Below are 26,307 nucleotides of genomic sequence, written 5' to 3' on the forward strand. Positions count from 1 at the left end.
GCGAAGGCATCGTCACCTCCGCCTGCAAGCGCATCGATCTGCGAGAGGTCGATAATGTCGCCATCGGCCTGGCTGAAGTCGAGGATGGTGTCGGCAAGGTGCGCGTAGCTGCCCGTATGGCCTGCCTTGAAGAGGAAGGTGTCCGCGCCCGTACCGCCGGTCATCGTGTCGATGCCCCAGTTGCCGATCAGGATATCGTCGCCGTCACCGCCCAGCAGAGTGTCGTTACCCGCGCCGCCGTTGACGACATCGTTGCCGGCCCCTCCATCGAGCACATCCTCGCCATTGTGGCCTTGCAGGAGGTCGTTCCCGCCATCGCCCGAGATGGTGTCGTCGCCCCCTTCACCGAACAACAGGTCGCGGTCGGCGCCGCCGGAGATGATGTCGCCGCCACTGCCGCCATAGATGCGGTCGAAGCCGGAATTGCCCGAGAGCGTGTCGATGCCGTCGCCGCCGAGCAGCATGTCGCCGCCATTGCCGCCGATAAGCGTGTCGTTGCCATCATCGCCGCGCAGCATATCCCAGCCGGCCTGGCCTTCGATCACATCGTCGCCATCCTGGCCGAGCAGCAGGTCGTCACCGAAGCCGCCGAAGATGGTGTCCGAACCGCCATCGCCGAAGATCTGGTTGTTACCGGCGCTGCCGGTCAGGACATCCGCATGCGCCGAACCGGTGAGATGCTCGATCGAAATCAGCGTGTCCCAGCCGGAGCCGAGCGTGTTCTGGGCCCCTTCCAGCGCGAGACTGACGGTGATGCCCGACCACGCGGAAAGATAGGACGCCCGGTCGTTGCCGTTGCCGCCATTGAGCAGATCATTGCCCCCACCGCCGTCGAGAGTGTCCCACCCGGCGCCGCCGTAAAGCGTGTCATCCCCAGCGCGGCCGAACAACAGATCGTCTTTTCCCTCCCCAAAAAGAATATCGCTACCCGGGGTGCCTTCTAGATAATCATTCTCTTCAGTGCCGAACTGCGTGCCAGAGCCATCCGGGGCAAATCCATCAAGATTGAACGCCGTAAAATCATCGACCACGACATTCTGAAAAATACCGATGGTAACGAATGAATTGGCCAAGCCATCTCTATCCAGCTCCAGCAATACATCCGAATTGCTTTGGGTCAGTCGGAGGTGACCCGTGCGAAACGGATTTTCGCCTTCGGTCCAGCCGGAGAGATAACGGTTAAGTAAGTCGCTCATTTCAAGCCGGTCGCCGCTGTCGCCGGTCGAGAAATCGCTGACTACGAGCGCTCCAGTTTGGGAAACGATCGGCGTGAAACCAAGTTCGAGTTCATCTTGACCACCCCCCAGTGAGATCGACGCTCCTTGGTTGGGAACCGAGCCGAGAAAAACGCGATCTGCCCCGCCTCCCATATTGGCAACGAGCCGGCCTTCAGTCGTGCCATGCAAAGCCAGATAGTCATCGCCGGCCCCCGCGTACACCTGATTGAAATCACTGCCGCTGCCCGACATCGTGAACCAGTCATCTCCGGATCCACCCAGGAACGTGTCGCTCCCGCCACCGAAAGACTGGAAGTAATCATTGCCTTCGCCGCCACGTAGGACGTCGTCACCAGCCCCGTCATCAATGAAATCATCCCCGTCTCCACCATCCAGGACGTCATTGCCGGATGAGCCTGAGATGCGGTCGTTTCCATCAAGGCCACTGATGGTATCGGCTCCGGAAGAACCCTCGAGAGCGTCATCGTCCGACGTTCCCGTTATTTCCTTGCCGGGAACCGCGCTGCCGTCTGGTGGGAATCCATCAAAGTTGAAGAAAGTGAATTCTCCGATCGAGGTCCCTTCAAATCGCACCAATGTTTCGAATGAGGTTCCGCTTCCGGAGCGATCGATCTGGAGCATCGTGTCCGGACCGTCCTGAACCAGGTTAAGATAACCCGAGCCGAACGGGTTGTCGCTCCCATTCCAGTTCTCTAGATTCCTCTCGAGATAATCGCTCCATTCGATCCGATCGCCACTGTCTCCGGTCCCGAAATCGGTTACGGTGATAATGCCGTCACTTCGCATGAAAAAAGAGAACTCTAGAATGTCCTGATCTTCGCCCAGCGAAATCAGCGCGCCCTGATTTGGGGCGGTAGAGAGATAAACGCGATCGGCTCCGGCACCCATACTGGCAACCAACCGTCCGGCACTATCGCTCTGATAATCCAGGTAATCGTCGCCAGCCCCCGCATAGACCGTGTTCAGTTCGGCTTCACGGTCGGCGGCCCTGTGAATAATAAAGGTATCGTCGCCGCCTCGTCCATAGAAGGTGTCATTGCCACTCTCGGACCAGTACTGGTCATTTCCATCTGTTCCATAGACGACATCATCGCCCGGAGTGTCCTGTATAAACGAGCTCACTGTGGCTTTTTTGCTCGTCAAAGTAGACTTAAATTCTCGTTCCATTGCGACCCCGTAAGTACCCGCAGTTTCGTTAGAGAGTTTTCTTCTGCAAATCAATTAAATGGCGAACTGAACTCCTGAAGCGCTGAAGTGGCTAAGCTCCAGCTGGCCTTCCAAAAGACTGGATCAAATATTAGCCGTGGAGTTACTGCAAAGGAAACCGGCGGAAATCGGGCGACGCAGCTCGCGCGGAGCATAACCTCAAGGGCGTCGACATCGACCGCTGATCGTGATCACGGGCCTCAGCGGCTCGGGCAAATCCTCGCTCGCCTTCGACAGGATCTATGCGGAAGCGCAGCGGCCTCGAGAGGGAGCCGTCATCTCCGGGGGCTGCCTACAAGACGAAGTCCATCGACGTGAGCACAATGTCGCCGTCTAGACGGATCTGCAGGTCTGCAGCGCCATCCCCGTTCATATCCGCTGCCAAGTAGGTGTGGCCGCCGCTGGAATAAGAACGCAGTTCGCCTGCGGTGCCGCTGAAAGCCGCATCACCAACGAAGCTGAAAGCATCGTCGCTGCCGCCGCTTATCGCGTCTATGGCGGAGAGATCGATTAGGTCCCCGTCGCCCTGGCTGAAGTCCGTGATGATATCGGCGTTGCCTTGCCATTTGCCGGTGTGGCCGCCTTTGAACTTGAAGATGTCCGCGTCTGCGCCACCTGTGAGGACATCCTTGCCCCAGCCGCCGATAAGGGTATCCGATCCACCACCGCCAATGAGCAAGTCATGGTTGCCACCGCCATCGAGCATGTCGTTGCCAAAGTCGCCGTAGAGGCGATCATTGCCATTGTACCCGAAAAGACTGTCGGACCATCCTCCGCCGCTGATGGTGTCCCAGCCTGCTCCTCCGATCAGCAGGTCGTTGCCGGTACCACCGTAAATCTTGTCGCTGCCGCCTGATCCGTGGATTTCATCGTTCCCGGCATTGCCGTGCAAGGTATCGACCCCGCTACCGCCGAACAGCTGATCGCTAAATGCAGAGCCGTGCAGGGTTTCGATCGAGATGAGCATGTCGTTGCCGGCGCCCATGGTGTCTTGCGGTATGGCGGGTGCGCCCAGCGTGACACGAACGCCGCTGCTTGCATCGGCATAGGATGCGATATCGATGCCTGCTCCGCCATCGATTAGATCGTTGCCCTCTCCGCCAAAGAGTTCGTCGGCCCCGGTGCCTCCGAAAAGCTCGTCATCACCGCCAGATCTGCTCAGATAATCGTTTCCTTCGTCTCCGAAGAGGTGGTTGACAATTTCGCCACCAAGCACCCTGTCATTGCCTGCGCCACCGCGCAAAAAGTCGTGCAACGGAACATCAAGCACGTCGTCAAGAATGGTGCCGAGTCCGGTATCGGCCAGAAAGGCCAGGTCCAGATCGCTGATCTCGTATGTGTAGCCCCTGTAGTAAGTAACCCCGTTCATCAGTCCTAGTATGGGGTTGTCGTTCTCGCCGGGAAATTCACTGCTGTTTCCATAATGGGCAGAGTTTCCCGTTGTGAGCTCGACGGGGCCACCAAAGACCCGTTCCACATTCGGCCCCAGAAAATGTTCCTGTCCTTCGATATCGGTCCTCCGAAGGTCGTAGGCTGACTGGAAAAACTGGTATCCACCACCGCCGTAGCCATTGAAGCCCAAGGCATGGCCTATCTCGTGCAGCATGACGCTGAGTCCATCCGTCCGGTCCGAAGGTACGTCACCGCGTTGGGTGGGAGTAGGATCCAGGAAGAGTTCGTTGAGCAGATAATCGCGGGAAATCTCGATGTAGATGTCCCATCCGTCTTCGCTGTTCTGACCGGTCTGTAATGCGTGTGCTGCGCCGCCCACGATCAGGTTCGTCCCATTGTCCAGCTGTCCAAGGTTGACAGAATTACCCCAAGTCGCTGCCGCTCTGCCTTCAGCGTTGGATTCGAGAAGAACGAGGTGAACGCGAACATTCGCATTCCCAGCCAGAACTTCACCCCAAAGCCGGAGGGCTTCGTCGGTCACCCCAAGAAGGAGTTCAATGACATCCTCAGAAATTTGCGCCGTATTTGCGATTGTGTAGATTGGATTGAGTGCCATCGATGCAGACCCCTGTTTCCGCCGATCCAAAGTCTTTGAATTTATTGCGTGAATTCGTCAATATAGTTCTAATTTTCGAGCGTATTTCCGCCTAGGCGTCGGCGCAACTCGCCAAAACGTTCAATTGGGTAGCTCTCCCTGTAAATCCTGCGTTGGCGTCCTACATAGGCCTACTCTTGACCACAGCGAACAATTCAGGAACACGCTTCCTTCATGGCACTTACCAAAATCTCTGTCCGCGGCGCGCGGGAGCATAATCTCAAGGGCGTCGATATCGACCTGCCGCGCGATGCGCTGATCGTGATCACGGGCCTTTCCGGCTCGGGCAAATCCTCGCTCGCCTTCGATACGATCTATGCCGAGGGGCAGCGGCGCTACGTGGAATCGCTCAGCGCCTATGCGCGCCAGTTCCTCGAGATGATGCAGAAGCCCGATGTCGAGCATATCGACGGGCTTTCCCCCGCAATCTCGATCGAACAGAAGACCACCAGCCGCAACCCGCGTTCGACCGTGGCGACCGTCACCGAGATTTACGACTACATGCGCCTGTTGTGGGCGAGGGTGGGGGTGCCCTATTCGCCCGCCACCGGCCTGCCGATCGAGGCGCAGACCGTTTCCAACATGGTCGACCGGGTGATGGCATTGCCCGAAGGGACGCGGCTGTACCTGCTCGCGCCGGTCGTGCGCGGACGCAAGGGCGAATACCGCAGGGAACTGGCAGAATGGCAGAAGGCGGGCTTTACCCGCGTGCGCATCGACGGCGAAATGTATCCGATCGAGGAAGCGCCCGCGCTCGACAAGAAGTTCAAGCACGATATCGAGGTCGTGGTCGACCGGCTGGCAGTCAAGGAAGGCATCGAGACGCGGCTGGCCGACAGTTTCGAACAGGCGCTCAAGCTCGCCGACGGGCTGGCTTATGTGGATTTGGCCGATGGCGTGGTGCCGGGCCGCGAGGACGAGACCGAAGGTGGCGGCGCAATGAAAGGCGCGGGCATTCCCGCCAACCGCATCGTGTTCTCCGAACGCTTTTCCTGCCCGGTCAGCGGTTTCACCATCGAGGAGATCGAGCCTCGGCTGTTCTCCTTCAACGCGCCGCAGGGGGCCTGCGCCACGTGTGACGGGCTGGGCGAAAAGCAGCTGTTCGACCCGCAGCTGGTCGTGCCGAACGAGGCGCTGAGCCTGAAGAAAGGCGCGGTGGTGCCCTGGGCCAAGAGCAACCCGCCATCGCCTTATTACATGCAGGTGCTCGCCAGCCTCGCGAAGGAATACGAGTTCGATCTCACTACGCCGTGGGAAGATTTCGACAGCGAAATCCGCGACATCATCCTTTATGGCACCAAGGGCCGTGCCATCCCGCTCACCTTCAAGGACGGGCGCAAGCAGTACACGGTGAAGAAGCCGTTCGAAGGCGTGATCGGCAACCTCAATCGCCGCATGCTGCAGACCGAAAGCACTTGGATGCGCGAGGAGCTGGCCAAGTTCCAGACCGCGCAGCCGTGCGAGACCTGCAATGGCAAGCGCCTAAACGAGAAGGCTCTGGCGGTGAAGGTCGGCCAAGGCGAGAACGCCACGGATATCGCCACCCCGACCAAGATGAGCGTGGCGGATGCGAAGGACTGGTTCCTCGCGCTGCCCGATCAGCTGGGCGACACGCAGCAGCAGATCGCGCGCGCCATTCTCAAGGAAATCAACGAGCGGCTGGGCTTCCTCGACAATGTCGGGCTCGATTACCTCAACCTCGACCGGACCAGCGGCACGCTGAGCGGCGGGGAGAGCCAGCGCATCCGCCTCGCATCGCAGATCGGCAGCGGGCTGTCGGGCGTACTCTACGTTCTCGACGAGCCCAGCATCGGCCTGCACCAGCGCGACAACGACCGGCTGCTGGAAACGCTGAAGCGCCTGCGCGATCTCGGCAATACGGTGATCGTGGTAGAGCATGACGAGGATGCGATCCGCGCTGCCGATTACGTCGTCGATCTGGGCCCGGGTGCGGGCGTCCACGGGGGTGAGGTGGTGGCCGAAGGTACGCTGAAACAGGTGCTCAAGTCGAAGAAATCGCTCACTGCCGCCTATCTCACCGGTCGCCGCGCGATCGAGGTTCCCGCCAAGCGCCGCAAGGGCAATGGCCACAAGCTCACCGTCCACGGCGCGCGGGCGAACAACCTCACCGATGTCACAGCATCGATCCCGCTCGGCACGTTCACCTGCGTCACCGGGGTGTCGGGCAGCGGCAAGTCCTCCTTCACCATCGATACGCTCTATGCCTCCGCCGCCCGCCAATTGAATGGCGCGCGCGTGGTTGCTGGCGCGCACGACAAGGTCACCGGCCTCGAATATTGCGACAAGGTGATCGAGATCGACCAGTCGCCCATCGGCCGCACGCCGCGTTCCAACCCGGCGACCTATACCGGCGCCTTCACCCAGATCCGCGACTGGTTCGCAGGACTGCCCGAAAGCAAGGCGCGCGGCTACAAGCCCGGGCGCTTCAGCTTCAACGTCAAGGGCGGCCGCTGCGAGGCGTGCCAGGGCGACGGCCTCATCAAGATCGAGATGCACTTCCTGCCCGACGTCTACGTCACCTGCGAGGAATGCCACGGCAAGCGCTACAACCGCGAAACGCTGGAGGTGAAGTTCAAGGGCCTCTCTATTGCCGACGTGCTCGACATGACGATCGAGGACGCGGAAGGCTTCTTCAAGGCCGTCCCCCCCATCCGTGACAAGATGCACATGCTGAACGAGGTCGGGCTGGGCTACGTCAAGGTCGGCCAGCAGGCGACCACGCTATCGGGCGGCGAGGCGCAGCGGGTGAAGCTGGCGAAGGAACTTTCGAAGCGCAGCACCGGGCAGACGCTCTACATCCTCGACGAGCCCACCACGGGCCTGCATTTCGAGGATGTCCGCAAGCTACTCGAAGTGCTCCACCGGCTGGTGGACCAGGGCAATTCGGTGGTGGTGATCGAGCACAATCTCGACGTCATCAAGACCGCCGACCACATCCTCGATCTCGGCCCCGGCGGCGGCGTGCGGGGCGGGGAGGTCGTGGCAGAGGGCACGCCGGAGCAGGTGGCCGAGGTGGCGGAGAGCTTTACCGGGCACTACCTCAAACCCATGCTGGAACGCGCCGGACCGGCCCCGGCACCTGCAAAAAAGGCGAAGCGCCAGCGCGAGGCGGCGGAGTAGCCGCAACGGCATGCCCGCCGGCTGCGGTCAGACCATTCCCAGCCTGTGCGCCATCATTGCGGCGGACACGCGGTCGTGGACGTCGAGCTTGGCAAAGGTGCGTTTCAGATGAGTGGCCACCGTGGCATTGCTGATACCGAGGATAGTGGCGATATCCGGGTTGGACTTGCCCGCCGCCACCCACTTCAGGATTTCGCACTCCCGCGGGGAGAGGCGAGACATGTCCTTGCCCGTGTCCATCCCCAGCCGCTCGAACTTCCAGTGCGCATGCTGGGCCACTGCGTGCATCAGTGACCTGTCGACGTCGGCAAGGTCCTCGTCGCTCACCTGCGTTATTCCGAAAAAGCCGCGCGAATGCGTTCGGCCATGAGTGGGCATCCCCAGTCCGTTGGTCACGCCCGAGCGGTAGAACTCGTCGAGATACTCTCGCTGCTTCTCGGTGACGACGGTGCTCTCGAGAATGTTATGGAGCGTATCCACCTTTCCCGTCTTGATCACATAGTCGGGGATCGGATCGACCAGACAGAAGTCCATCTCGAAATAGCGCTTCATCCAATCGGCGGGCATGCCACGTTCGAACATCTGGAACCGGCCGGGTTCCGACAGTGACGGCAGGACATAGCAAACCGCATGGAAGCCGTACGCGGCGTAGAATTCGCTTAGCGTCGCCAGCAATTGCGCAGGATTCTCCGCCCTGTCTATCTCGCTGAAAATCCCCGTCTCGTGCATAGGCTCCTCATCGCCGGCATCGTCCGTCATGGGTTATGTTTCTTACTCTTTCCCTACCTTGCAAGCCTCTGGGTCGGTGTATCGTTCCGGCCCGATCTCGCCTCCATGCGCCCCGCGCGCGATCTGCAGTGTCACCTGATCGGATGACAACCGACCGGACGACTGTTCATCTAATTGGAATCACGTAGTTTCATCGTAATTCTCTCATCCGCGTGACACATCTGCAAAAATGGCAGGGGCCGCGGGAAAAAAATTCATGGTTAGGGGGTTCGCAACCATGTCCATCTCAAGTTTCATCATCGTCGATGCCGATTCCGCGCGCGCAAACGGGCTGTGCCGCAGCCTGTCCGCGCTGGGCTACGCATTTCCCGTCTCGCAGCTCGAGGAGGTGGGCGATGCCTGGCCGGACCGGTGCTGCCTAGTCGTGGGCGATGAAGGGCACGCGCTGGCCGATGTCATGGCCTTCCTCAAGGAACGCTCGCTCTACGTCCCCGTCATCGCCTATGGCACCGCGCCTCCCGTCAGCCGCGTGGTGGAGGCGCTGCAGGCCGGCGCGCTGACCTATGTCGACTGGCCCTGCAGCCCGGAAAAGCTGGCCAAGGCCGTCGGATCGATCGGCCATACGGCGGAGGAAATCCTGCAGGCCGGAGAGGCGCGGGAACGGGTCGACCGCCGCCTGCGCGAACTGACCAATCGCGAAACCGAGGTGCTCCACAAGATGAGCGAAGGCTGCTCGAACAAGGAACTGGCCAGCCAGCTCGGCATCAGCCTGCGCACGGTGGAGGTCCACCGGTCGAAAATCTACGCCAAGCTCAAGGTGCGCAATGCGGTGGAGGCCGTGGGCCTGCTGGCGGAGCGGCGCGTGCGGCCAGCGGCGAAATCGCATTAACGCACGGCGTCTGCCGCAACCATTTCCCCCGCTTCCCTGCGGGTCGCAAAAGGCGTAGGGTAGGGCGGCAAACGGGTCGCATCAGTCCTGCCGCATGGCGGGGAGGAGACCTGCGATGCACAGTCTTTCGAAGCATAGCCTTGTCGCACTGGCCGCACTCGGCCTGCTGGCGAGCCCCGCCAGCGCCGCCTTCATCGGCTATCTCAAGATCCCGCCCATAGACGGCGATCCGGGCGAGAACGCCGGGATCGAACCCGACGAGATCGACGCCCGCGCGGTTCCCGAACGCGCCCCGGAACGAGCAGCTACGCGCACAGTGGAACGCGGCGCCCAGCGCATGGCCCCGCGCACGCCGGAACGCGCCCCTGCGGACTATCTCACCATCCCGATGTCGGAAACGCACTCGGCAACCGGCGAGCACGAGGTCGAATACGACCTACTCGCCGCCAAGGACGAGGATGGCCCGCGAGACCTGCTACCCGTCATCTGGGAAACCCCCGCCGCGCAGGCCGGGGCGAGCGGCAAGCGCCAGCACAAGCCCTTCGTGTTCACCAAGGAAGCAGCCCCGGCCACCCCGGCACGCGCCCGCACCGCAGAGGCCCCCCGCAGCCTGCCCGCGCCGCCCTCACGCGAAGGTGGCAGCGTCACCGTGGCCGCAAGCTGGGACGGCTGCACCGTCGGCACCCGCTATCCGCATGTGGTGGTGGGAGGGGGCGATCCGGCGCGCGAATACACGCTGCACGGCGCCCGGGTGACCGACTGCGCGGCGGAGCAGGTCTCCTTCGCTTACGAGCGGGTGGGGTAGGGCTTAGTATGAAGACCGCTAGGAATAACATACGAGCGTCACACCACTACAAGAGGAAACAATTTACGAGAGAATAACATTGGTCGTAGAGAGTCTTTAAGAATTTACTTCATTGAAAAGACCGGATGCGCTCCGACACGCGGATCGATGCGCTGGCGGAGGATTTCGACGGCATGATCGCCCGCATGCGCGCCGGGGAGCCGATTGATGCGCGGGTGGAGGAGGGGGCGGCGGGCCCAGTCCCAACCTCCGCTCACCCTGAGCCTGTCGGAAGCGAAGCTGACCCGGAGGGTCAACGGTCCTTGCGTCAGGCCAACCTGCTTCGACAGGCTCGGCATGAGCGGGAGACTGTGATCGGAGATGCAGGCGGAAACACCCCCGGAATTTCTTCGCCTGGACAGTGTAATACCCGGTCCATGTCTCAGGGTGGCGAGGCTCCTACGGACCGCAGCGTACCGCCGTGACCCTGTCCCGGTTCCGTGCAGAGGACAGACGGCGGGAAGCTGCATTATCGGCGCGGCGAGGAAGGGCTGGAGCCGGTCGTCAATGCGGACGGGAGGGGGCCGTGCTGCGATTTGCCGCTCTGGCCCGAATGCAGCGAGTGCCCGCATCACCCGCGGGCGCGCAAACTGCTGGCGGAGATGGAGCGGGAGCGGCCGATCGATGCGCCCGATCCCGACCTGCTGGGCAAGAAGCGCGAGGTCGAGCTGTGCCAGATGGCGGCGTATGACGCGGGCGACGAAGACTGGTACCGCTATGGCGAGGGCTATGTCTTTTACGAGCGCGATGCCGAGGGGTACTGGTGCGAGGTGGAGGAGGAAGAGGACGAGGGGGATGAGGAAGAAGCGCCTGCGACGCCGCTGGTGGAGTGAGCCGGAGCGGCGGGGCGTGGCTGGCTGGGGGCAGGGCGTATGCCCCCGCCGGTATGATTCGACCTGTGGGCGGGTCCATGCTACATGGCCACCATCGCCGTGCCGAATCTCAGGCTTCTCGGTGACTGGAAGAAGCGTTTCGCTATGCTTTCGCCTTGTCTTTAGGGATCGCACCCATGTCAGACTGGCCTACGATACTCACTGCCATAATTGCGTCCCTGGTTATCGCCGGGGTGCTCAGCGAATGGCTCGCGCGCCGTTCGCGCTGACCCTTCGCACAAAGGCGGTGCGCCGACCGCCGCCACCTCCCATCGGCGCGCATTTCCCTTTTTCTCCAACAGGTTTACACTGACCCCAACGGGGCCGAGTCCCTACTTTGGACTCCTTTTTCGGGCACAGGCCCCGGGGAAAGGGGACTGCATATGCCAACCATGCGAAACACGCGCCTCGCGGCCACACTCGCGCTCGCGGCGCTGACCGTGTCTCCCGCGGGGGCGCAGGGTGACAACCTGCTCGCAGCCAACCTCTTCGGCGACCAAGTCGAAGGCGGAGGAGCGGGCGAACGCGCGACCGGGGACTTCAACGGCCTCTACGACCGCGCCAGCGGGGAGCTGTGCTACTATCTCGAAGCCGACGGCATCGGCGGCGATGCCACCGCGGCCCACATCCACAAGGGCAAGCGCGGATCGACCGGCGCCGAAGTGGTGACGCTGGAGATGGCGGAGATGGACGAAGCCTGCGTAGCAGTGGAGGCGGGCGCGATCGCGGCCATGCTCCGCTCGCCCGAGGACTACTACGTCGACATCCACACCGCCGCCCACCGAGACGGTGCAGTACGCGGGCAGTTGAAGGACGATTAGAGCGGCGATCTTGTCTTGTGGCGCATTGCGGGTTTAGAACCGCCGGCGACTGCAATCATGGGGGACTGCATTCATGGCGACCGCTGCCAAACCCGCGGCTGCGCGCGACTATACCGCAAAGCCGCTCTTCGCAGAGCCGTACTTCGTCACCAACATCGGCGATGCGATCAGCGACAAGCAGGTGCAGTTCATCAAGTCGGTCAAGATGATCGAGAACCAGATGAACCACATCTCGGAGGACCTCTACCTCTTCGACCGCCCGGAGCTACGAAGCGTCAAGAAGGCGGTTCACGAGGCGCTGGCGACATACGCGCAGGAAGTGCTGGGCATTGCCCACCGACTCGACGTGACGCAGAGCTGGTCGCTGATGAACCCGCCGGGCGTCGGCATGCATGCGCATACGCATTCGAACTCGCTGGTGTCGGGCTCGCTCTATTACGCGCCCATGCCCGATCCGCCGGGCAACATGGTGTTCGAACGCACCAACGGTTACCGGCAGATCGAGTTGGAAGTCGATCCGGCGAAGACCAGCATCTACAACGCACCGCGCAACGCGGTCGTACCCAGGCAGGGTGATCTGGTGTTGTTTTCCAGCTCGATCCTGCACTTCGTCGAAACGAACCAGTCGAAGGAAGACCGTTATTCGATCGCTTTCAACACCTTCCCCCGCGGGAAGATCGGCAATTTCCGCGATGTGAGCGAGCTGAAGCTCTAATCGAGCAGCGCCAGTTCGACGGTGCCGTGACCGCGGGCGATCAGGCCGATGTCTTCGGCTGCGCGGCGGCTGAGATCGATCGTGCGGCCGCGGGTGAAAGGTCCGCGGTCATTGATGCGGACCACGACCTTCTTACCGGTCGAGGGGTTGGTAACCTGGACGCGGCTGCCGAAGGGCAGGGTGCGATGCGCGGCGGTGTAGCCGTGCATGTCGAAGCGCTCCCCGCTAGCCGTGGGGCGACCGTGGAACCGCTTGCCGTAATAGGACGCGATACCGCTGCCGAGCGAAGTGGCGGCGGGTCCTTCCTCGATCGGCGGTTCGAAGGTTTCGAGATCGACCGCTTCCGGACCCGGTTCGGGTGCGTCGGGCAGTTCGCGATACGGCGCGAAATCGCCCGAAAATGTCGGCTGCACGAAGGCGGGGCCCTCGTTGCCTTGAGAATGACCGGCAGTGCCGGGCAGCGCCAGGGCTGCAAGAAACAGTATGCTGCGAAACGCGCGATTGGCCATGTTCTGGACCTCCCGTTCGGTTCAGGAGGCTATAGAGAAGCTGGCAGGCGGAGTCGTTAACGCACCGGGAGGCTGCCCCGATTTGGCCACGTTTCGTCGTGAGTCGGCCAAGAAGGAAGCTTTCCTACTGTATCTTGGGGGTGTCATACCACAGCACCACAACTGGCCGAATCCCCGTTCGGCGCGCTCTTTGACAATGTGGCAGAAAGCAAATGGGGCCGGCATCGCTGCCGACCCCACTCTCACCGATACGTGGCCGTGTTCCTTCAACCGAAGTTCAAGGGACGCAGACTTGGCATCCGATGTTTTCCCATCCGTTCCGTCCGAAGACTTCACTTCAGGTTCTATCACCGGCGCTCGCACCGGCATCCGGATCTACCCTCCACTCGGCCCGGTTTCGGCCGCGTCATGATCTTGCGATCACTCGCTTGCCTGGCCCAGCCGCGCTTCAACGGGCGGTTCCGCAGCCCGGCTTTCCGTTGATGGCCGGTACCTCGAGCGGTCACATCGCCTTCCGGTCCGAAGACCTTTATACGACGCCACCATCGGCATCCGGCCGGGTAGGCCATGCTCACAACAGAACACCTTCGTACTTCCGTCATCGGCCCACCTTGCGCCGGAGCAAGCTCCTTTGCATGAGGGTCTCAAGAGGCACGCGGACAGGTTCCGCTGCGTCTTTCCGGTTCCGAATTTCCAATGTCTTTCAAGTCGTTAGACCCTCCAGACCGGAAGCTTTCTTCGCCGTTCCGATGAATTGAAGCTGCGCCTGCAGGGCCGATTCTACAAGCTGGCAAGGGGCGACTTATCCACTTTCGCCGCTTTTCGCTGTGGAGGAGAGTGGATAACTAAACGGCTCGTCGCAAATTTTAGAACGCGAGCCAGTCTCGCAGTGTAATCTTGCGCTTTCGCGTCGAACGGCCACGCAATTTTCTACCGGCCGCGCTTGGCAAGCAGTCTCAGGCGCAGGGCGTTGAGCTTGATGAAGCCTTCCGCATCCTTCTGGTCGTAGGCGCCGGCGTCGTCCTCGAAGGTCACATGGGCCTCCGAATAGAGCGAGTTGTCCGACCTGCGTCCCACTACCATGGCATTGCCCTTGTAGAGCTTCAGCCGGACGGTGCCGCTGACCTTCTCCTGGCTGAGATCGACCGCAGCCTGCAGCATTTCGCGCTCGGGGCTGAACCACAGGCCGTTATACACCAACTCTGCGTAGCGCGGCATCAGTTCGTCCTTGAGATGCGCCGCCCCGCGATCGAGAGTGATCTGCTCGATCCCGCGGTGTGCGCGGGCATAGATTTCGCCGCCCGGGGTTTCGTACATCCCGCGGCTCTTCATGCCGACGAAGCGGTTCTCGACAAGATCGAGCCTGCCGATCCCATGCTTGCGGCCCAGATCATTCAGCGCGGCCAGCAGCGTCGCCGGGCTCATCGCCTCGCCATCGAGCGATACGCCATCGCCCTTCTCGAAGCCGATCTCGATATATTCGGGCGTATTGGGCGCGTCCTCCGGATGGTCGGTGCGCGAATAGACATAGTCCGGAGTTTCCTCCCACGGATCCTCCAGCACCTTGCCCTCTGACGAAGTGTGGAGGAGGTTGGCGTCGGTGGAGAAGGGGCTTTCGCCGCGCTTGTCTTTCGGCACGGCGATCTGGTGCGCTTCGGCCCATGCGATCAGGGCAGTGCGGCTTGTCAGGTCCCATTCGCGCCACGGGGCGATCACCTTGATATCGGGATCGAGCGCATAGGCCGACAGTTCGAAACGGACCTGGTCGTTGCCCTTGCCCGTGGCACCGTGAGCAACGGCATCGGCATTCGTTTCATGCGCAATCTCGACGAGACGCTTGGAGATCAGTGGGCGGGCGATGCTGGTGCCCAGCAGGTAATCGCCTTCGTAGCGGGCATTGGCGCGCATCATCGGGAAGACGAAATCGCGGACGAATTCCTCGCGCAGGTCCTCGATGAAGATATGCTTGTCGGGAATGCCCATCGCGCGGGCCTTCTCACGCGCAGGTTCGATCTCCTCGCCCTGTCCGAGGTCGGCGGTGAAGGTGACCACCTCGAGCCCGCGCTCGACTTCGAGCCACTTGGCGATGACGGAAGTATCGAGGCCGCCGGAATAGGCAAGGACGACACGCTTGATATCGGACATGGAGCTACCTTCGTTGAATTCGCCGCGCCGCTAGCAGGGGGGCGGACATATAGGCAATCAAGAAGCACTAATCGCCGGAAAAGGCGCGCGACTTGCTGGTTGTCAGCCAATCGATCACTACATGATTCGCATAAGCACTGGGGGGCGATGAAGAATATGGCTTTGTGGAGCAAGGCGAAGTCGATGGCGGAGCAAACTCCGCCGGAACGCAATCGCTACGTCGATTTCCTGCGCGCCCTGTCGATCCTCGCGGTGGTCATCGGCCATTGGCTGGTCGCCGCGCCTTATATCGGCAGCGATGGTGAAGTCGTCGGTGGGCACCTGCTCGGTATCCTGCCTTGGACGCAACGGCTCACCTGGGGATTCCAGGTCATGCCGATTTTCTTCCTCGTTGGAGGATACTCCAATGGAGTCAGCTGGGCTTCGACCCGCGACAGAAACGGCCATTATTCGGAATGGTTCGCCAGTCGCATTCAGCGCCTGATCAACCCGGTTTTTCCCGTGCTGCTGGTATGGGCGGTATTCGCTTTCGTCGCCACGCAGATCGGGATGGCGCGCGAGACGGTGAGGATGGCGGTCAGTCTCGCGCTGGTGCCTGTCTGGTTCCTCGCGGTGTATCTTCTGGTAACCGCGCTCGCGCCGCTCACGTGGAATCTGTGGGAGAAGCTTGGCTGGGGTAGCTGGGCGTTGCTGGTGGCGGGCGCCGCGGCGATCGACTGGCTGACCTTGGCGCAGGGCGTGGCCTACGTGAACTACCTCAATTTTCTCTTCGTGTGGGTGGGCATCCATCAGCTTGGCTATGCGTGGCAGCAAGGTAGAATTCCGCGAGGAGGGCAGGGCGCGCTCGTTGCTTTAGGTGCTGGAATGGTATTGATCGCCCTCACGGTCTTCGGGCCTTACCCAATCGCCATGATCGGTGTACCCGGGGCCGAGATTACGAATTCCATGCCGCCGACGCTAGCGCTCATGGTACTGGGCGTGACGCAGACGGGGTTGGTGCTGGCGCTGGAACCGTGGGGCAGGAAACTGCTCGACAACATCACGTTATGGACAGCGACGGTGCTGATGAACGGCATGATCATGACCGTCTATCTCTGGCACCTGACCTCATACGTATTGGTAATGGTCCTCGCATGGTTGGCTGGCGGTATCGGTCTGCGCATGGCCCCCGGCAGCAGTGAGTGGTGGTGGAGCCGGCCGGTCTGGTTCGCACTTTACATCGCCATACTGCTTCCGCTGATTGCCACCTTCGCACGCTATGAACGCGGGATGGGGGCCGCCACACGCGAGACCCCGGTCCCGCACCTGCGCCTTGTAATCGGTATGGTCGCAATCTGCGTAGGTCTCGCCATGACCGCGGCAATCAGCATCGCCAGCCCCGAAGGCGTGACTGGTGTGCGATTGTGGGTAGTGGCGCTGCCTTTCATCGGCGCGGCATTGGTCGGCTTCGGGCCGGTCTATGATCGGTTCAAGAGATTGGGCAGGAAACCTTCCGGCACCTGACGCGCTTTCTCCGGCAAGCGGAGAGGAGCCTGCGAATATGGAATTGAACGACCCGGTGGTCATGCATTGGATCGACTACGATCTATTGTCGAGACTCGGCGTAGCAGCCATCATCGGCCTGCTGCTCGGGCTGGACAGGGAACTGCGTGGCCACGCCGCTGGAATGCGCACGCACGGGCTGATCTGCTTTTCCGCAGCAGCGATGACAGTTTCCGTCCTCGGCCTCTACAACACGCTGGATGCAGAACGCGCCGATCCGCTGCGCGTCTACGAAGCGGCGGGCGCCTTCATCGGCATTATCGGCGCGGGCCTGATCGTGTTCAGCAAGGGGCAGGTCCACAACCTCACAACGGCGGCGCACCTCTGGCTGGCAGCGGTGATCGGGATCGCTTGCGGTGCGGGCCAATGGCCGCTGGTCGCGGTCGCCTTCGTTGTCGGCGTGGTGATGCTGACGCTGCTTAGAGTGGTGGAGCCGAAGGGGCGGGACCGCCGTCTGGGTGAAGAGGACAAGCGTAGGGACGACTAGCGCGGCAGCCCCCTACTCCGCCGCTTCCCGCTGGGCAAAACGCCATTCCGGCACCTTGTCCTCATCCGCCGCCCTCAGCCTGGCGCTCTCCTCCATGATCCATTCGCGGGTCATGGGGATGGCGCTGCGGTCTTTCACGTAGATCAGCTGCCAATTGACCATGTCGCCGTGGCGGAAGCTCCGTTCTGCCCCGGCGAGATAGTAAAGCCACATGCGGTAGAAGGTCTCGTCGTACATATCGACGATCTCGGCGCGGTGCTGGACCGTGCGGTTATACCATTCCTCCAGCGTGTGACTGTAGTGGAAGCGCATCGCCTCCACGTCCATGACCTGCCAGCCGAACTGCTCGGACTGGCTCACCAGTTCGGACAGGGCGGGGATATAGCCGCCGGGGAAGATGTAGGTGCGCGTCCAGGCGTCGGTGAAGCCGGGAGGGCCGGCGCGGCCGCAGCAGTGGCTCATCATCACGCCGTCGGGCTTGAGCAGGCGGTTCGTGTGTTCGTAGAATTGCGGGTAATGCGGCGTGCCGACGTGTTCGAGGAGGCCGACCGAGCTGATCCGGTCGAACTGGCCCTGCACGTCGCGGTAGTCGGTGAGCGAGAACTTGACCCGGTCCGTCAGGCCCGCTTCCTCCGCGCGCTCCTTGCAGAAGGAGATCTGGTCGGGGGCGAGGGCAACGCCGTGGACCTCCACGTCGTAATGCCGCGCAAGATAAAGCGCAAAGCCGCCCCAGCCACAGCCGATGTCGAGGATGCGCTGGCCGGGCTTGATGTTGAGCTTGGCGGCGAGATGCGCCTTCTTGTCGAGTTGCGCCTTTTCGAGCGAGGTCGTGGCCGGATCCTCGCGGTAATAGGCCATGGTGTACTGGCGGTCCTCGTCGAGGAAACGCTCGTAAAGTTCGCGGGTGAGGTTGTAGGTATGCTCCGCGTTCTTCTTCGCCTTGCCGCGCAAATTGATGCTGTCGGCCTTGGCGAGGAGCCGCTGGGCATTCCGGCGGAGCGCGCCCTTGGGCTTGAGCCGCTGATCGCCGGGGCGGCCCGCCTGCTGCGTGACGAACAGGATCAGGTCGCGGATATCGTAGGGCTCTTCCACCAGGAGCCAGCCCCACATGAACGCCTCGCCCGCGCCCATTTGCGGATAGCGCGCAATGTGATTGGCGGCCTTCTTGTTGGTCAGGCGGATATGGATTGGCGGCTCGCCCGCATCGCCGGTTCCGTACTCGTAGTTCTTACCGTCATGATCGGTGACGATCAGCCGACCGTGCTTCACTGCCGATTTCAGGAATTTGTCGAGTAGCCACATGGATTTGAACGCGTCCCTTCCAATTCACTTTTCGCAAGCGAGCATGGCACGGCATTGCGGGGAGTCAATCGCGTGCTAGGCTATTGTCCATGGCAGAGGCGAAAACCCAGATTACCGGCGTCGATCCGGCGGACTTCATCGAAGGCGTGGAGCCGGAGAAAAAGCGCGAAGAGGCGAAAGTGCTCGATGCGATGTTCCGCAAGGTGACGGGCGAAATCCCGAAGATGTGGGGGCCGAGCATAATCGGTTATGGCGCATTCCGGACAACCTATGCCAGCGGCCGTGATGTCCACTGGCTGCGCAGCGGATTCAGCCCGCGTAAGGCGAAGCATTCGCTCTATCTCATGGGCGGTTATTGCGATGAAGTGGCGGGCAAGCGGCGCGACGAGTTGCTGGAGAGGCTCGGCAAATACAGCACGGGCAAGAGCTGTCTCTACATCAACAAGCTGGCCGATGTGGATATGGAAGTGCTGGAGGAACTGCTGCGCAACGACTGGAAAGCGATGGCGCGGGCTTACCCGGAATAACGATCAGATCCCCGCGTACCACTGATAGCCGCGGTCTTCCCAATAGCCGCCGTTTCCTTCGCCGATATCATCAAGGCTCGCGACCGCCTCGATTGCGGTGAGATATTTGGCGTGTTTGTACCCAAGCTGCCGCTCGATCCGCATCCGTAGTGGGGCGCCGTTGCGGACGGGAATGGGCTCGCCGTTGAGCCGGTGGGCGACGATGGTCTGGGGGTGATAGGCATCGATCAGGTCGACGCTCTCGTAATAGTCCGCACCATTGAGGTTGTCTGCGCAGCGGAAGACGACGAACCTCGCTTCCGGCCTCAGTTTTGCTGCATCGAGCAGGACCGAGAGTTGCGGCCCGGTCCACTCGCCGATCGCGCTCCACCCTTCCACGCAGTCGTGGCGAGTTACCTGCGTGCGCTGGGGGAGGCGGCGGATGTTGTCGAGACTGAGACTCATCGGATTGTCGACCAGGCCCCGCACCTCGAGCCGCCAGTTGTCGAAATTGTCGGCGGCCTGCTGCGGGTAATCGCCGTTCTGCGGATCGACCGAGCCGTTACCGCGAAAATAGGACGAGATTGCGCTACGCGGGTATTCGGGGGCCAGCGCCTTGCGGTCGGTCAGGAACCGATGGGCGCCTTCGTGCCACTTCTCGGCGGCACCGAGCAGTTTCGATCCCGCGTTCGTTTCGGCCACCTTATTGCAGCCGGCGACGAAGGCGGCACCGAGAACGGCGAGGAATCCCCTACGCTTCATAACTTCGTCCTCCGGTAATCATGTCGCGGATCTGACCGAACGGACCGGCAAGTAGCACCAGCAAGACGTGCACGATAAAGAAACCCAATGTCGCGAATGCGAAGATGAAATGCAGGCTGCGCGCCGACTGCCTTCCCCCAAGAATTTCGACGAGCCAGCCGAAGGTCGGCTCCATCCCGGGGCTGATGGCAATGCCGGTGAACACCATCATCGGGAGGAATACGCCCAGCACCAGCCCATAGGCGAGTTTCTGGAGGAAATTGTATTTTCCCTGACCGTGGTCGAAATCAAGCCTGAGATGCGCCTTGATGTCGCCGGCTATCGCGGCGGGCTTCCATTCCTGCCGTGCTGTGGCGATGTCTCGCTTGAAATGGCGGTTAACCAGCATGGCAATCCACATGAAAAGCAGGCCGATCGCAAAGGGCCAAGCCATGAGGATATGCCAGTCGCGAGCCACGGCCAAGCTGTAATAGCCCGGGATCGTCATCCAGTCGGGAAAGCGCGGCACCATCAGCCAAGCCTGTTCGGGCGCGAACCCCCAGTCCCCCCAGTAAAGGCGGGGATGTGCGTTTGAAATCGTCAGTCCCGACATGAACAGCACGACAACGCAAGCGAGGTTGATCCAGTGCCAGAGCCGGGTCGAAAGCTTGTGCCGTTTCATGTCGGAGTTGCTTCCCTCGCGAGATAGATGACATCGCGCTGCTGGCGAAGCAGGTGTTGCCCGCTATCGACATAGAGCGTCTGTCCGCTGGCCAGATGTCCTTGCGCCAGAAACAACGCCGCTTCCGCCACTTCCGTGGCGGGAGTGCGGCGACCCAGCAGGTTCATTCTGTGCGAAATTTCCGCCTCTTCATCGCTCTGGTCGTGGCTGGCAAGGATAGCACCCGGGGCGAGGCTGTACACACGGTCGTCCGGTCCAGCCGCCCCCATGGAAAGCATGGCAGTAGTGACATCGAGAGCATACTTGCTCATCGTGTAGCTGAAGAAGTCGGGGTTCGGATTGGCCAGCTTCTGGTCGGTTATCTGGATAACCCTGCGCCCGGCCTTGGACCTTGCGTGCGCGAGATAGGTTTGAGCCATGGCTGCGGGGCTGCGGGCATTGACCTGCATGGCCCGTTCGTTCGTTTGGCGATCCAGCGCGAGGACGTCATCGGGATCGAATATCGATGCGCAATTCACCAAGCCTCGCCAATCCGCGAGTTTTCCAGCAAGCCTTTCGATCATGGTTATGCCTGCTGCGGTATCGGAGAGGTCGGCCTCGAATACCTCGGCGCTGGGAAGCTTTTCGGCCAGTGCTTCGGCTGCGGTGCCGGAAGAATTGTAGTGGATGACGACATGCCATCCTGCCTCGCCGAAAGTTCGGGAGATAGCTTCGCCGATCCGCTTGGCTCCGCCCGTTACGAGTACCGAAGGTCTGTCCTGCGTCATGCAGGATGAACCATAACAGCGCATTTGCCGAAAGGAAGCTGCCCAAATGAATTCGGCGCCGCCACCGCTGGGTGACGACGCCGAAAATAGCGTGCTTTAATTTTCCGCCTTAGCGGCAGCTAAGGCTGCCGCGGTCGATCTCGCGGCCCACGACTGCACCGACCGCGCCGCCGAGGATTGCTCCAAGCGTACGGTCGCCGCGACCGGCGAGTTCATGGCCGGCCAAGGCACCGACGCCAGCGCCTATCACGAGGCCGGTAGTGCCATTGTCGCGCTTGCAGTAATAACGTCCGTCACGGCCCCGCCACATGTGGCTGTTGCGGGAGATGCGGCGCGGTTGCACGTAATAGCCGCGGTCGTCATACGTGCGGTAACGGTGTGCCCGGTCCTTGGCACGCTTTCCATGGGCCGGCGCCCAGGACGGCGGATCGGCTGCTGCCGGTGCTGCGGTGCCAATACCGGTCAGTGCCAAAGTTGCGGCGCCAAATGCGATTGCGAATTTTTTCATTCTACGTCCCCTTTTATCAGGTCTCTGGCGACGTGATTGCGCGGCGGAATACAACCGCCGATGAACGGACGCGATTAACTCGAAATTAGCGATAAATTGTGCGGAAAAATTGGATGAGCCGAGCCGATCAGCGCAATTTCGCCGCAAGCTTTGCCTGCCACTGTGGCCCTAGTTGTGAGATCGAGAGCAGATCGCGCATGTCCGATAGCGTGGAATCACGCTTCGGATCGAAAAGCAGGACGAATGCGTCCTCCACGTTCCAGCGCGTCTGGACTCTTTCGACCAATTCTATGCGATCTCCAGCCTTTACTCGTCCCTCCTCGAGTACGCGGAAATACCAGCCGCAGCGGTGATTGGCGATTATCCGGCGCACCATGTCTTTGCGGCGGAAATGCCTTTCGAGCGTGCTGCAGGGCTGGCGGCCCATGCTCAGTTCGAGCAGGGATGCGCCAAGGCGAAATCGGTCACCGATAAATACCTGTGCCTCGGTGAGCCCTTCTGCGTGGAGATTTTCACCGAAGGCGCCAGGAGAAGACAGACGCTCCACATCCGGAATCTCACTGCGCCAGCAAGGATAGTGATCGGCGGCATAGAGATGAACCGCCATATGCTCGCCGCCGTGATGTTTCCTGTCCGACTGGGTATCACCCTCGAGACCCATCCTGCCGATCCTCACTGGTCCGTCCACGATCTGCTTATCTATCGAGCTGATCTTGCCGTCGGCCAAAGGAGCTGGTTGGCCTACGCATAAAGCATGAACGATCGCACTCTCGGTCATGATCGCGCTACCGTCAGTGCGATCCAGTCGCGCACCGTTCCGTCGGCGCCTTCACCCCGGTAAATGTGGGTGTCGAGCAATTCGAAAGCAGCGCTGCGATAGGCGCTCTCGATCCATTCTGGATCGGGAAAATTGTGCAGTCGCCCAAGCAGGCAGCGACCCTCGCCATCGCCGAGTTTGAAATTGGCGAAATGCAGGCCGCCGGGCTTGAGGGCACGCCGAATGGCACCGAGCACTTCGCGTAGATCGTGGCGGGCGACATGAAGCAGACAGGCGTGCGCCCAGACTGCATCATATTCTTCCTCGGCTCGCAGTTCGTCGAAACGCATGACCCGCGCGCCCACGCCGAAGCGCTCATTGGCCTTGCGTACCATGCCGGGAACCGCGTCGGTCGCGTCCAGCAGGAAGCCGCGTTTGATAATTCGCGCCGAATCCCGTCCCCCGCCGCATCCCAGCTCCAGGATGTGGGCGCCGGGTTTCAAACGGTCGAGAAATGCGTCCAGATGGCGGCTGGGCGCTTGGCGGAAGCTCAATGTATAGTGCGGTGCGTTCGCTTCGTAATAAGCGATCGTCGCCGCGTCGGCGCTCACGCGGAAGCGACCTCGACTGCCTCGGCCGCTTCGCGATCGAGCTGGGCCCGACTCTTCTTTTCGGCCGCCGTCTTGAGCTGCCCGCAAGCCGCGTCGATGTCGCGGCCGCGCGGCGTGCGCACAGGCGCGGAAATTCCGCCCTCGAAAACAATATCGGAGAAGCGCTTCACCCGCTCGGGCGTCGAGCATTCATAGCCTGCTCCGGGCCATGGGTTGAACGGGATCAGGTTGACTTTGGCAGGCAGTTTGTACCGTTTGATCAGGCGAACCAGTTCGCGGGCATGCTCGTCGGTGTCGTTCTTGTCCCTGAGCATAACGTATTCGAAGGTAATGCGCCGGGCATTGCTGGAACCGGGATAGGCCGCGCAGGCCGCCAGCAATTCTTCGATGCCGTATTTTTTGTTTAGCGGTACGATTTCGTCGCGGATTTCCTTTGTCACCGCGTGCAATGACACCGCAAGGTTCACGCCGATTTCCTCGCCGCAGCGATCCATCATGGGGACGACGCCGCTGGTCGACAGCGTAATGCGTCGCTTGGACAGGGCAAGACCGTCCCCGTCCATGACCAGTTTCAACGCGCCCTTGACGTTGTCGAAATTGTAAAGCGGTTCGCCCATGCCCATCATCACGATGTTCGTGAGCAGTCGGCCATCGGAAGTATATTCCGCGCTGTCTTCCAACTCTTCCAGTCCCGCCATGGATCCTTTGGGCCATTCACCCAAGGCATCCCGAGCCAGCATGACCTGGCCGACGATTTCGCCCGGAGTGAGGTTGCGCACGAGCTTCATCGTGCCCGTGTGGCAGAAGCGGCAATTCAGCGTGCAGCCTACTTGGCTCGATACGCAAAGCGTCCCTCGATCCGCGTCGGGGATGAAGACCATTTCGAATTCGTGCCCGTCGGCTGTCTTCAACAACCATTTGCGGGTTCCGTCGGTCGAATGCTGCGCTTCGACGACTTCGGGCCGGCCAATCACGAAGCGTTCCGTCAACCACGGGCGCATGGTCTTGGCGATATCGGTCATCGCCTCGAATTCGGTCACGCCGCGATGGTAAAGCCAGTGAAAGACCTGCTTGGCACGCAATTTGGCCTGCTTTGCATCCAGCCCGGCTTCAGCGAAAAGTTCGCGAATACGTTCTTTGGGTAAACCGATCAGGTCAATCCGGCCATCGTCGCGCGGCGTTATATCACGCGCGACAGGAACCGGGTCGATCTGCCCGGGAATGCTCATCAAACTGGTATCTGCCATGGGAAGCCCGCCTATAGGTGCAATCAACTAAAAAGGAAAGTCCGTGCGGGGCGCAAAGCAATTCTCCAAACCCGGTCGGGTTCCAGCTTTTCGTCGAGAACGCGGTTCCGTTCGTCGACATTTTGTGCAGCGCACCATTTGTCGATGAAAAACAGCCGTTCGTCGCAGTTTATGTGGCTAAAAAATCACGATTTGCTGTTGTGCAGCGTTCATGAAACCGCGCGGGTTTCTTGCCGTTCTCATGGTCCACGCGGTCGAAATTCATGACCGCGGACAATAAGAATGGAGTTTAAAAAATGAAAACCACTTCAGCCCTTCTCGTCGCAGGTTCAATGCTCGCCGTTGCTACGCCCGCGATGGCACAAGACAGCAGCAACTTCGATGGCTTCCGCGTCGAAGCGCTCGCTGGCTACGACGTCAGTCAAGCAGGAAGCAGTGAAGACATCGAAGCTGAGAACGACGAGTCCATCGAAGGCGTTAGCTATGGCGTCGGCGTCGGCTACGATTATGACGCAGGCGGTGTCGTGATCGGTGTCGAAGGTGAATACGCCGGTTCGACCGCAGAGGTCGACTATAATAACGGCGACGTGGAAGCTTTCGGCATCGGAAACGTCTCCGCAGGTCGTGACCTTTACGCGGGTGCTCGGGTCGGTGTGAAGGCGAATGACGACCTCTTGGTGTATGCCAAGGGCGGTTATACCAACGCAACCTATGACATTCGTTCGGTGGGTGGTGACACCGAATTCCGCTCCGATATCGATACCGACGGCTATCGTCTGGGCGCGGGCGTGGAATATGCTCTGAGCGGAAACACCTTTGCCAAGGTCGAATATCGCTATTCGAACTATTCGGACGCCGAAATCGACTACGAAGGTGATGCTCCTGACGTAGACCTCGGCGAGATCGACCTCGACCGTCATCAGGTAATGGCTGGCTTCGGCATGCGCTTCTAAGCGCCGATATCAGCTTTTCTAAAGAAGGCCGGGAGCGAGTTCGCTCCCGGCCTTTTACATCTCAGCGTCGCATGCAGGCGAGAGTGGCGGCATCGATGGCCGACGCTGCTCCAACCAGCTGGTATCGATCGGAGAAACGGCGACCGCGTGCGTCGGTCGCGGATACCGTCATGGTTTGGGCGTTGCGCATGGCGGTCACAATTGCTCTGTCCATCGCGGAGTCGCTCGCCCATGCATCCGCTTTACCCGGAACCAGCACAAAATTGGCTCGGCCGACTCTGAGGGAAACGCGCGAATTTTGCCGTAACGCCCGTGATAAACGAAAGTGGGTCTGGCTACGGATTCGCCTGGCCGGCCAGGTACCGATCGTCGCATAGGGCTCGAAATCGCTCTGTCGCTGGGTCTCTTCTGCTTCCGAGATGGCATAACAGCGCGGAACCGATGCATCGCGAAAAGCAGCCCACTTGGAGAACACGCCCAAGCTGTCCTTCGCGCTGAGCGGACCCGCTACTATCGCGACGATGGCGAAACCGACAGCTGCAAACTTATGCATATTCGATCGCCAGCACTTCCCATTCCTTGTCCCCTGCTGGCAAGCGGACGGTGCGAAGATCGCCAACAGTGGCACCTCTTAGCGCGCGCGCAAGCGGGCTGGACCAGCCGATGCGCCCGTTGCTTGCGTCCTGCTCATCGTCACCGACCAGCGTTATTTCGCGGTGGACATCATCCTGGTCCGCAACGGTCACAGTTGCGCCAAAGAAAACCCGGTCTTTGTCTGGTTGGTCATGCGGTGCGAGAACTCGCGCGGCCTTCATCCTTCGGGCCAGATGGCCAAGTTCGCGGTCGATCTCTCGCATGCGTTTGCGACCGTAAAGGTAGTCGCCATTCTCGCTTCGATCACCATTTCCGGCAGCCCAACTCACTATTTCCACGATTTCCGGCCGCTCGGTGCCGAGTAGGTGATCGTAGCGCGCTTTCAACGCTGTATAGCCTGCAGGCGTAATCGGATTGGTCTTGCCCTCCATAACGGGCAAGCTCCTAGCGCATG

26 protein-coding genes are annotated in these 26,307 nt (G+C 61.0%); 10 read left to right on the top strand and 16 right to left on the bottom strand.

Annotation, left to right across the window (positions count from 1 at the left end):
* Both GRI69_RS08585 and GRI69_RS08590 read right to left on the bottom strand, forming a co-directional pair.
* Positions 1-2,360: calcium-binding protein (locus GRI69_RS08585; RefSeq protein ID WP_160727874.1), on the bottom strand; the 2,360-nt coding region annotated here is incomplete at its 3' end.
* A 376-nt stretch (positions 2,361-2,736) separates the two neighbouring features.
* Positions 2,737-4,452, bottom strand: coding sequence for a calcium-binding protein (locus GRI69_RS08590; protein ID WP_160727875.1), 1,716 nt, complete (start codon positions 4,450-4,452; stop codon positions 2,737-2,739).
* Positions 4,453-4,665: 213 nt separating this feature from the next.
* Between GRI69_RS08590 and uvrA the strand changes: the two genes are divergently transcribed.
* Complete coding sequence (gene uvrA, locus GRI69_RS08595) at positions 4,666-7,632, top strand: excinuclease ABC subunit UvrA (RefSeq protein ID WP_160727876.1); 2,967 nt, start codon at positions 4,666-4,668, stop codon at positions 7,630-7,632.
* A gap of 27 nt (positions 7,633-7,659) precedes the next feature.
* Here the strand turns inward: uvrA and GRI69_RS08600 are convergent, their stop codons facing one another.
* Positions 7,660-8,391: a helix-turn-helix transcriptional regulator gene (locus GRI69_RS08600; protein ID WP_160727877.1), complete on the bottom strand. Its 732-nt coding sequence runs from the start codon at positions 8,389-8,391 to the stop codon at positions 7,660-7,662.
* Positions 8,392-8,638: 247 nt separating this feature from the next.
* On the opposite strand from GRI69_RS08600, the gene GRI69_RS08605 reads away from it, so the two are divergent.
* Positions 8,639-9,250: a response regulator transcription factor gene (locus tag GRI69_RS08605; RefSeq protein WP_160727878.1), complete on the top strand. Its 612-nt coding sequence runs from the start codon at positions 8,639-8,641 to the stop codon at positions 9,248-9,250.
* Positions 9,251-9,365: 115 nt separating this feature from the next.
* A complete protein-coding gene (locus tag GRI69_RS08610; protein WP_160727879.1) occupies positions 9,366-10,055 on the top strand; it encodes a hypothetical protein in 690 nt (229 codons plus the stop codon).
* Positions 10,056-10,159: 104 nt separating this feature from the next.
* Here the strand turns inward: GRI69_RS08610 and GRI69_RS08615 are convergent, their stop codons facing one another.
* Positions 10,160-10,393: a hypothetical protein gene (locus GRI69_RS08615; protein ID WP_160727880.1), complete on the bottom strand. Its 234-nt coding sequence runs from the start codon at positions 10,391-10,393 to the stop codon at positions 10,160-10,162.
* A gap of 141 nt (positions 10,394-10,534) precedes the next feature.
* Between GRI69_RS08615 and GRI69_RS08620 the strand changes: the two genes are divergently transcribed.
* From GRI69_RS08620 to GRI69_RS08630, 3 genes are all read left to right on the top strand, one after another.
* The gene (locus GRI69_RS08620; protein ID WP_160727881.1) at positions 10,535-10,927 is read left to right on the top strand and encodes a hypothetical protein; all 393 of its coding nucleotides are present in this window, start codon (positions 10,535-10,537) and stop codon (positions 10,925-10,927) included.
* A gap of 422 nt (positions 10,928-11,349) precedes the next feature.
* The gene (locus GRI69_RS08625; RefSeq protein WP_160727882.1) at positions 11,350-11,787 is read left to right on the top strand and encodes a CHRD domain-containing protein; all 438 of its coding nucleotides are present in this window, start codon (positions 11,350-11,352) and stop codon (positions 11,785-11,787) included.
* A 73-nt stretch (positions 11,788-11,860) separates the two neighbouring features.
* Positions 11,861-12,502, top strand: coding sequence for a TIGR02466 family protein (locus GRI69_RS08630; protein ID WP_160727883.1), 642 nt, complete (start codon positions 11,861-11,863; stop codon positions 12,500-12,502).
* On the opposite strand, the gene GRI69_RS08635 is transcribed toward GRI69_RS08630, so the two are convergent.
* Complete coding sequence (locus GRI69_RS08635; protein ID WP_160727884.1) at positions 12,499-13,011, bottom strand: septal ring lytic transglycosylase RlpA family protein; 513 nt, start codon at positions 13,009-13,011, stop codon at positions 12,499-12,501. The two genes, GRI69_RS08630 and GRI69_RS08635, sit on opposite strands and share 4 nt — an antisense overlap.
* A 930-nt stretch (positions 13,012-13,941) precedes the next feature.
* On the bottom strand, positions 13,942-15,156 hold the full coding sequence (locus tag GRI69_RS08640; RefSeq protein ID WP_160727885.1) for an argininosuccinate synthase: 1,215 nt from the start codon (positions 15,154-15,156) through the stop codon (positions 13,942-13,944).
* Between the two features lie 147 nt (positions 15,157-15,303).
* Between GRI69_RS08640 and GRI69_RS08645 the strand changes: the two genes are divergently transcribed.
* Positions 15,304-16,659, top strand: coding sequence for an acyltransferase family protein (locus tag GRI69_RS08645; RefSeq protein WP_160727886.1), 1,356 nt, complete (start codon positions 15,304-15,306; stop codon positions 16,657-16,659).
* 37 nt (positions 16,660-16,696) lie between these two features.
* Positions 16,697-17,185, top strand: coding sequence for an MgtC/SapB family protein (locus tag GRI69_RS08650; protein ID WP_160727887.1), 489 nt, complete (start codon positions 16,697-16,699; stop codon positions 17,183-17,185).
* Positions 17,186-17,197: 12 nt separating this feature from the next.
* On the opposite strand, the gene GRI69_RS08655 is transcribed toward GRI69_RS08650, so the two are convergent.
* Entirely contained in the window at positions 17,198-18,487 is a 1,290-nt protein-coding gene (locus GRI69_RS08655) for an SAM-dependent methyltransferase (protein WP_160727888.1), read from the bottom strand.
* An 89-nt stretch (positions 18,488-18,576) separates the two neighbouring features.
* Between GRI69_RS08655 and GRI69_RS08660 the strand changes: the two genes are divergently transcribed.
* A complete protein-coding gene (locus GRI69_RS08660; protein WP_160727889.1) occupies positions 18,577-19,014 on the top strand; it encodes a DUF1801 domain-containing protein in 438 nt (145 codons plus the stop codon).
* 3 nt (positions 19,015-19,017) lie between these two features.
* Here GRI69_RS08660 and GRI69_RS08665 read toward each other — a convergent pair whose 3' ends face one another.
* The 7 genes from GRI69_RS08665 to rlmN form a co-directional block, all read right to left on the bottom strand.
* Complete coding sequence (locus GRI69_RS08665) at positions 19,018-19,755, bottom strand: molybdopterin-dependent oxidoreductase (RefSeq protein WP_160727890.1); 738 nt, start codon at positions 19,753-19,755, stop codon at positions 19,018-19,020.
* On the bottom strand, positions 19,745-20,416 hold the full coding sequence (locus tag GRI69_RS08670; protein ID WP_160727891.1) for a cytochrome b/b6 domain-containing protein: 672 nt from the start codon (positions 20,414-20,416) through the stop codon (positions 19,745-19,747). The genes GRI69_RS08665 and GRI69_RS08670 overlap by 11 nt, the downstream gene beginning before the upstream one ends.
* On the bottom strand, positions 20,413-21,183 hold the full coding sequence (locus GRI69_RS08675) for an SDR family oxidoreductase (protein WP_160727892.1): 771 nt from the start codon (positions 21,181-21,183) through the stop codon (positions 20,413-20,415). The genes GRI69_RS08670 and GRI69_RS08675 overlap by 4 nt, the downstream gene beginning before the upstream one ends.
* 109 nt (positions 21,184-21,292) lie before the next feature.
* Complete coding sequence (locus GRI69_RS08680; RefSeq protein ID WP_160727893.1) at positions 21,293-21,691, bottom strand: glycine zipper 2TM domain-containing protein; 399 nt, start codon at positions 21,689-21,691, stop codon at positions 21,293-21,295.
* A gap of 127 nt (positions 21,692-21,818) precedes the next feature.
* On the bottom strand, positions 21,819-22,469 hold the full coding sequence (locus GRI69_RS08685; protein ID WP_160727894.1) for an MOSC domain-containing protein: 651 nt from the start codon (positions 22,467-22,469) through the stop codon (positions 21,819-21,821).
* Positions 22,466-23,059 carry a methyltransferase domain-containing protein gene (locus tag GRI69_RS08690; RefSeq protein ID WP_160727895.1) on the bottom strand — a complete coding sequence of 198 codons (594 nt, stop codon included), beginning with the start codon at positions 23,057-23,059 and terminating at the stop codon, positions 22,466-22,468. The genes GRI69_RS08685 and GRI69_RS08690 overlap by 4 nt, the downstream gene beginning before the upstream one ends.
* Entirely contained in the window at positions 23,056-24,306 is a 1,251-nt protein-coding gene (rlmN, locus tag GRI69_RS08695) for a dual-specificity RNA methyltransferase RlmN (protein ID WP_160727896.1), read from the bottom strand. Before rlmN ends, GRI69_RS08690 begins: the two co-directional genes overlap by 4 nt.
* A gap of 296 nt (positions 24,307-24,602) precedes the next feature.
* Between rlmN and GRI69_RS08700 the strand changes: the two genes are divergently transcribed.
* A complete protein-coding gene (locus tag GRI69_RS08700; protein ID WP_160727897.1) occupies positions 24,603-25,259 on the top strand; it encodes an outer membrane protein in 657 nt (218 codons plus the stop codon).
* A 61-nt stretch (positions 25,260-25,320) separates the two neighbouring features.
* On the opposite strand, the gene GRI69_RS08705 is transcribed toward GRI69_RS08700, so the two are convergent.
* Positions 25,321-25,812 carry an invasion associated locus B family protein gene (locus GRI69_RS08705; RefSeq protein ID WP_160727898.1) on the bottom strand — a complete coding sequence of 164 codons (492 nt, stop codon included), beginning with the start codon at positions 25,810-25,812 and terminating at the stop codon, positions 25,321-25,323.
* A complete protein-coding gene (greB, locus tag GRI69_RS08710; RefSeq protein WP_160727899.1) occupies positions 25,805-26,284 on the bottom strand; it encodes a transcription elongation factor GreB in 480 nt (159 codons plus the stop codon). Before greB ends, GRI69_RS08705 begins: the two co-directional genes overlap by 8 nt.
* Positions 26,285-26,307 lie beyond the last annotated feature (23 nt).

It is taken from the genome of Qipengyuania vulgaris, from assembly GCF_009827325.1.
GTDB classification, from domain to species: domain Bacteria; phylum Pseudomonadota; class Alphaproteobacteria; order Sphingomonadales; family Sphingomonadaceae; genus Qipengyuania; species Qipengyuania vulgaris.

What these genes read in the sequence shown, in the direction of transcription:
- GRI69_RS08590 (WP_160727875.1), bottom strand. Translation starts at nt 4,452, where the DNA reads ATGGCACTCAATCCAATCTACACAATCGCAAATACGGCGCAAATTTCT.
- uvrA (WP_160727876.1), top strand. Translation starts at nt 4,666, where the DNA reads ATGGCACTTACCAAAATCTCTGTCCGCGGCGCGCGGGAGCATAATCTC.
- GRI69_RS08600 (WP_160727877.1), bottom strand. Translation starts at nt 8,391, where the DNA reads ATGACGGACGATGCCGGCGATGAGGAGCCTATGCACGAGACGGGGATT.
- GRI69_RS08605 (WP_160727878.1), top strand. Translation starts at nt 8,639, where the DNA reads ATGTCCATCTCAAGTTTCATCATCGTCGATGCCGATTCCGCGCGCGCA.
- GRI69_RS08610 (WP_160727879.1), top strand. Translation starts at nt 9,366, where the DNA reads ATGCACAGTCTTTCGAAGCATAGCCTTGTCGCACTGGCCGCACTCGGC.
- GRI69_RS08615 (WP_160727880.1), bottom strand. Translation starts at nt 10,393, where the DNA reads ATGCCGAGCCTGTCGAAGCAGGTTGGCCTGACGCAAGGACCGTTGACC.
- GRI69_RS08625 (WP_160727882.1), top strand. Translation starts at nt 11,350, where the DNA reads ATGCCAACCATGCGAAACACGCGCCTCGCGGCCACACTCGCGCTCGCG.
- GRI69_RS08630 (WP_160727883.1), top strand. Translation starts at nt 11,861, where the DNA reads ATGGCGACCGCTGCCAAACCCGCGGCTGCGCGCGACTATACCGCAAAG.
- GRI69_RS08635 (WP_160727884.1), bottom strand. Translation starts at nt 13,011, where the DNA reads ATGGCCAATCGCGCGTTTCGCAGCATACTGTTTCTTGCAGCCCTGGCG.
- GRI69_RS08640 (WP_160727885.1), bottom strand. Translation starts at nt 15,156, where the DNA reads ATGTCCGATATCAAGCGTGTCGTCCTTGCCTATTCCGGCGGCCTCGAT.
- GRI69_RS08645 (WP_160727886.1), top strand. Translation starts at nt 15,304, where the DNA reads ATGAAGAATATGGCTTTGTGGAGCAAGGCGAAGTCGATGGCGGAGCAA.
- GRI69_RS08650 (WP_160727887.1), top strand. Translation starts at nt 16,697, where the DNA reads ATGGAATTGAACGACCCGGTGGTCATGCATTGGATCGACTACGATCTA.
- GRI69_RS08655 (WP_160727888.1), bottom strand. Translation starts at nt 18,487, where the DNA reads ATGTGGCTACTCGACAAATTCCTGAAATCGGCAGTGAAGCACGGTCGG.
- GRI69_RS08660 (WP_160727889.1), top strand. Translation starts at nt 18,577, where the DNA reads ATGGCAGAGGCGAAAACCCAGATTACCGGCGTCGATCCGGCGGACTTC.
- GRI69_RS08665 (WP_160727890.1), bottom strand. Translation starts at nt 19,755, where the DNA reads ATGAAGCGTAGGGGATTCCTCGCCGTTCTCGGTGCCGCCTTCGTCGCC.
- GRI69_RS08670 (WP_160727891.1), bottom strand. Translation starts at nt 20,416, where the DNA reads ATGAAACGGCACAAGCTTTCGACCCGGCTCTGGCACTGGATCAACCTC.
- GRI69_RS08675 (WP_160727892.1), bottom strand. Translation starts at nt 21,183, where the DNA reads ATGACGCAGGACAGACCTTCGGTACTCGTAACGGGCGGAGCCAAGCGG.
- GRI69_RS08680 (WP_160727893.1), bottom strand. Translation starts at nt 21,691, where the DNA reads ATGAAAAAATTCGCAATCGCATTTGGCGCCGCAACTTTGGCACTGACC.
- GRI69_RS08685 (WP_160727894.1), bottom strand. Translation starts at nt 22,469, where the DNA reads ATGACCGAGAGTGCGATCGTTCATGCTTTATGCGTAGGCCAACCAGCT.
- rlmN (WP_160727896.1), bottom strand. Translation starts at nt 24,306, where the DNA reads ATGGCAGATACCAGTTTGATGAGCATTCCCGGGCAGATCGACCCGGTT.
- GRI69_RS08700 (WP_160727897.1), top strand. Translation starts at nt 24,603, where the DNA reads ATGAAAACCACTTCAGCCCTTCTCGTCGCAGGTTCAATGCTCGCCGTT.
- GRI69_RS08705 (WP_160727898.1), bottom strand. Translation starts at nt 25,812, where the DNA reads ATGCATAAGTTTGCAGCTGTCGGTTTCGCCATCGTCGCGATAGTAGCG.
- greB (WP_160727899.1), bottom strand. Translation starts at nt 26,284, where the DNA reads ATGGAGGGCAAGACCAATCCGATTACGCCTGCAGGCTATACAGCGTTG.